Source organism: Streptomyces sp. NPDC127190 (genome assembly GCF_042672505.1).
Lineage (GTDB): Bacteria > Actinomycetota > Actinomycetes > Streptomycetales > Streptomycetaceae > Streptomyces.
On the sequence record NZ_JBHXVE010000002.1, the window covers coordinates 447391 to 452286 of the forward strand.

The 4896-nt window shown below is 70.9% G+C and carries 3 protein-coding genes; all 3 read right to left on the bottom strand.

Going from position 1 to position 4896, the window contains the following annotated elements; genetic code table 11:
- Nucleotides 1-119: 119 nt before the first annotated feature.
- From ACFVIU_RS05245 to ACFVIU_RS05255, 3 genes are read right to left on the bottom strand one after another with little or no spacing between them, the layout of a single operon-like run.
- Nucleotides 120-3002 (bottom strand): glycoside hydrolase family 2 TIM barrel-domain containing protein, encoded by a 2883-nt coding sequence (locus ACFVIU_RS05245; RefSeq protein ID WP_385840729.1) that lies wholly within the window; start codon nt 3000-3002, stop codon nt 120-122.
- Nucleotides 3003-3014: 12 nt separating this feature from the next.
- On the bottom strand, nt 3015-3887 hold the full coding sequence (locus tag ACFVIU_RS05250) for a carbohydrate ABC transporter permease (RefSeq protein WP_385840730.1): 873 nt from the start codon (nt 3885-3887) through the stop codon (nt 3015-3017).
- Entirely contained in the window at nt 3884-4879 is a 996-nt protein-coding gene (locus ACFVIU_RS05255) for a carbohydrate ABC transporter permease (protein WP_385840838.1), read from the bottom strand. The genes ACFVIU_RS05250 and ACFVIU_RS05255 overlap by 4 nt, the downstream gene beginning before the upstream one ends.
- Nucleotides 4880-4896: the final 17 nt, after the last annotated feature.

Here is a 4896-nt window from a genome sequence, read left to right on the forward strand (position 1 = left end):
CGGGGCGGGGCGTTCGCGCCCGGGCCGATCCCCTTTCACCAAAAACCCCCCCCGGCCCGCCCCCGCGCCGGCCGGTTCGCCCCCCGGCCCGGCCGCGGTGGACGTCAGGGCCGTGCCGGTCAACCCGTCTCCGGGGACGTGCCTTCCGAGAACACGAACGAGAACTCGGCGGGACGGGCCAGGAGGTGGTACTGCGGCAGCGGGCCGGGGCCGCAGGACTGGGAGCCGATGCCGTGCAGCCCGTGGTCGAGGTTGACCCAGACCGTGTCCCCTGCCACCAGGTCCGTGCGGTGCGCGGCCGCGTCCAGCTGCTCGGTGGTCCAGCGGCGGGCGGTCAGGAAGAACTCCGGATCGCCCTCGATCCGCAGACCGCCGAGTTCGGCCCAGCGGACGTCGATCCGGGCGCCGTTCTCCTGCGGACGGACGTACGGCGTCTGCAAGCCGTCCACGGTCGACCGCCAGCGGCCGACCGCGGCCGCGGTCCGGGTGTCCGGATAGGCCTCTCCGGGACCGCCGCCGTACCACTCCACCCGGTCCGCCGCCGCCAGCCCGAAGCGGATGCCGAGCCGGGGCAGCGGCACGGTCCAGTCGCCCTCCGGGGTGGTGGACACGGTCAGCCGCAGCCGGTCGCCGTCCGACGTCCAGCGGTACACCGTCGACAGCCCGATCTCCCAGGCCGCCGGCGCCACCCGGGTGCGGACGGTCAGCGCGTCGCCGCCGGTCTCCACCGCGTCCAGCCGGTGCCGCATCCGGTGCAGGCCCAGCGTGCGCCAGCGCAGGCCGTAGCGGAGGTCGGTCTGCCAGGCCGCGCCGTCGTCGTTGTCGGTGGTGGCCCGCCACACGTCCAGCCGGAGACCGGACACGGCCACCCCGCCGACCGCCGTGAGGGCGCCGGTGCGCGCGTCGAACGTGCCGGGGCCGAGCGTGATCACCCCGTCGCCGGGGACCGGCCGCGCGGTCGCCGGGACGGCCGGGCGGCGCCGCCGGGCGACCCGGACCTGGCCCCAGGCGACGACATGGTCCTTCGGCGCCCACGAGGTGTCGGCCCCGAGCACCGCGCGGACCGTCCAGTGGGCCTCGCCGGCCGGTGCGCCCGGCACCGGATCGGGCAGCTTGACCTCGGCGGACTCGCCTGGCCCCAGCGCGGGCACCGACAGGGTGCCGCTCTCCAGCACCTCGCCCTCGACCTCGTAGGCCCAGGTGAAGGCGAGCGCCGAGAGGTCCGCGAAGTCGTACTTGTTGGTGATGCGGACCGTGGCGTCGGCGGGGTCGCCGGCGATGCCGACCGGCTCGATCACCTTCTTGTACTCGACCAGGCCGGGGGAGGGCCGGCGGTCCGGAAAGAGCAGGCCGTCGCAGACGAAGTTGCCGTCGTGCAGCTCCTCCCCGAAGTCGCCGCCGTAGGCGTGGTCCAGCTCCGGATGGGCGATGCCGTGGTCGATCCACTCCCAGACGAACCCGCCCTGGAGCCGGTCGTAGGTCTCGAACAGCCGCTGGTAGTCGGCGAGTCCGCCGGGTCCGTTGCCCATGGCGTGCCCGTACTCGCACAGGATGAAGGGCAGCCCGCGCCGCTTGTGGGTGCCGCCGTCCAGGTCCCGGCCGATCCGCTCCACCTCGGCGTGGTCGGCGTACATCCGCGAGTACATGTCCGTGTCGCGGCAGGTGATGTCCCCCTCGTAGTGCACCAGGCGCGAGGAGTCGCGGCCGTGGATCCACTCGGCCATCGCGGTCAGTCCGCGTCCGGTGCCCGCCTCGTTGCCCAGCGACCAGATGACGACGGACGGGTGGTTCTTGTCCCGCTCCACCATGCGGGCCGCCCGGTCCAGCAGGGCCGGGGTCCAGCGGTCGTCGTCGACGGGGTTGTCCCGCCAGCCCTGCTCGGTGAAGCCGTGGGTCTCCAGGTCGCACTCGTCGACGACCCACAGGCCGTACTCGTCGCACAGGTCGAGGAAGGCCGGGTGCGGCGGGTAGTGCGAGGTGCGCACCGCGTTGACGTTGTGCCGCTTCATCAGCAGCACGTCCTCGCGCATCGTCTCCAGGTCCAGCGCGCGGCCCCGCTCCGGGTGCCACTCGTGCCGGTTGACGCCCTTGAACAGCACCGGGGTGCCGTTCACCTTGATCAGGCCGTCCGCCAGCTCGACCGTGCGGAAGCCGATGCGCAGCGGCACCCGCTCGCCCTCGGTGGCCAGCACCCCCGGGTAGAGCCGGGGCAGCTCGGCCGACCAGGGCGTGACCGGCACGGTGACGCTCTCACCGGTGGCGATGTCGATGCCGAGGTCGGGCACGGTGACCCGGCCCGGCACCTCGGAGTCGACGCGCAGGGTGCCGGTGCCGTCCCGGTGGTCGTAGGAGGCGTGCACGAAGAAGTCCCGCGCGCAGCCCGCCGGGCGGTGCAGCAGGGTGACGTCACGGAAGATGCCCGGCAGCCACCACTGGTCCTGGTCCTCCAGATAGGAGCCGGCCGACCACTGGTGGACCCGGACCGCCAGCACATTGCCCTCGGGCCTCAGCAGCTGGCCGACCGCGAACTCGTGCGGCAGCCGGGAGCCCTTGAACTCGCCGATCTCGGTGCCGTTCAGCCACACCCGGGCGCAGGACTCCACCCCGTCGAAGCGCAGCACGGCGCCACCCTCGGACGGCTCCGGCCAGTCCCCCGGCAGGTCGAAGACGCGCAGATGGTCACCGGTCGGGTTCTCGGTCGGCACCCGCGGCGGGTCGACCGGGAACGGGTACAGGTGGTTGGTGTAGATCGGCGCGCCATGGCCCTGGAGGACCCAGTGGCCGGGGACCGCGACCTCCGCCCAGCCACCGGCGTCGTACCCGGCCGCGGCGAAGGAGTCGTCCTCGGCGTCGCTGGTCGGGGACAGTCTGAACCGCCAGGTGCCGTTCAGCGAGAGGGACCTCGCGTCGGAGGCGGCGTACCAGGCGCGGGGCGGCAGCGCCCCGGAGCCCGGCGAGACGTCCTCGACGTAATCGGTGACGGTACGGGTGCGGAAGGACATCTATCTCCTCGCTCAGCCCTTGATTCCGGTCTGCGCGATCCCCTGCACCAGCCAGCGCTGGAGGAAGAGGAACACGAACAGCAGCGGCAGGATGGAAACGGCGGTGGCCATGAAGATCAGGTGGTAGTTGACGGTCTGGTTGGTCATGTACGACGACAGCGCGACCTGCACCGTCCAGGCGCTGGGGTCCTGGCCGATCACCAGCGGCCACAGGAAGGCGTTCCAGCCGTTGATGAAGGTGATGGTGGCCATCGCCGCGAAGAAGTTCAGCGAGTTCGGTACGACGATCCGCCAGTACGCGCCCCAGTGGCCGAGTCCGTCCACGCGTGCCGCCTCCTCCAGCTCCTTGGGGAACCCGAGGAAGTACTGCCGGAACAGGAAACAGGTGAAACCGCTGAACAGGCCGGGGATGATCAGACCCCGGTAGCTGTCCACCCAGCCGAGCGACGACACCAGTACGAAGCTGGGCACGAAGGTCACGGCGGTGGGCACCATCAGGGTGGCGAGGACCGCGTAGAAGACCTTGTCGGCGTGGCGGTAGGGGATGCGGGCGAGGCCGTAGCCGGCGAGGGAGCAGACCAGCAGGATGCCGGCGGTCATCAGGACCGCGACGACCAGCGAGTTCAGCATCGACCGGCCGAAGTCGACCGTCGGGTCGTCGAACAGCTCGGAGATGTTGCCCCACTGGAGGTGGGAGGGCAGGAACTTCCAGTTCTCGCCGGTGATCTCCTGGTCCGTGGACAGGGCGTTGCGGACGATCAGATAGAAGGGGATCAGGAACAGCACCGCGGCGATGCTCACGGCGAGATACAGACCGGTGTTGCCGAGGACGCTGCCGCGCCCGGTGCGGCGTGCGGTGGTGGTCCGGGGTGCGGTGGTGCTCACCTGGACTCCTCCCCCCTTCCGAAGCCCATGAACCTGCCCTGGAGCAGGGTGACGGCGCAGATCAGCACGGTGAGGATGACCGCGCCGGCGCTGCCGGAGCCGTAGTCCTGGCTGGCGCCGAGCGCCGTCTTGTACAGCACCATGAGCGGGGTCTGTCCCCAGGTCGCCCTGGTGGAGACGATGTTGTAGAACTCGTCGAAGGCCTGGTAGGCGGCGATCAGCAGCAGCAGGATCACCGCGGTCGAGGTGGCGCGCAGCTGGGGCAGCGTGATGTGCCGGAAGGTCTGCCAGCCGGGCTTGGCGCCGTCGATGGCCGCGGCCTCGTACAGCTCCCCGGGGATGTTCTGGAGGGCGGCCAGGAAAAGGATCATGTAGAAACCGGACTGGAGCCACAGCCGTACGGTCACGATGACCAGCCAGTACCACGGCGGGGACGGGTTGGACACCCAGGCGATGTTCTCGACCCCGAACCAGCCGACGACCGTGTTCGCCAGGCCGAAGCGGACGCCGTTGAAGATCGACATCTTCCAGATCAGCGCGGCGGCGACATAGCTGCACGCGGTCGGCAGGAAGAACACCGACCGGAAGAAGGCGCGCAGGAAGCGCAGCCGGTGCACCAGCAGGGCGAGCCCCAGGGACAGCGCCCAGGTGGTGGGCACGATGAACGCGGCGAACACGGTGAACGTCAGCAGCGAGCCGGTGAAGTCGCTGTTCGACAGCATGTGGGTGTAGTTGTCGAAACCGACGAAGTGGCTCGGGGTGACGGTGAAGCGGGCGTCGAAGAAGCTGAGCCAGATGCTCCAGCCGATGGGCACGAAGACGAAGATCACCAGGCCGATGAGGAAGGGCCCGGTGAAGAGCCAGAAGTTGAGCGTGTTGCGCGTCCCGAGGCCCCGCCGCGGGCGGGGGGGGGCGCCCCCCCCGCGGGGGGGGGGGGGCGCCCCCCCGCGGGGGGGGGGGGGGGGGGGGTTTAAAAAAAAACACCCCCCCAAACCGTAAAACAACACAA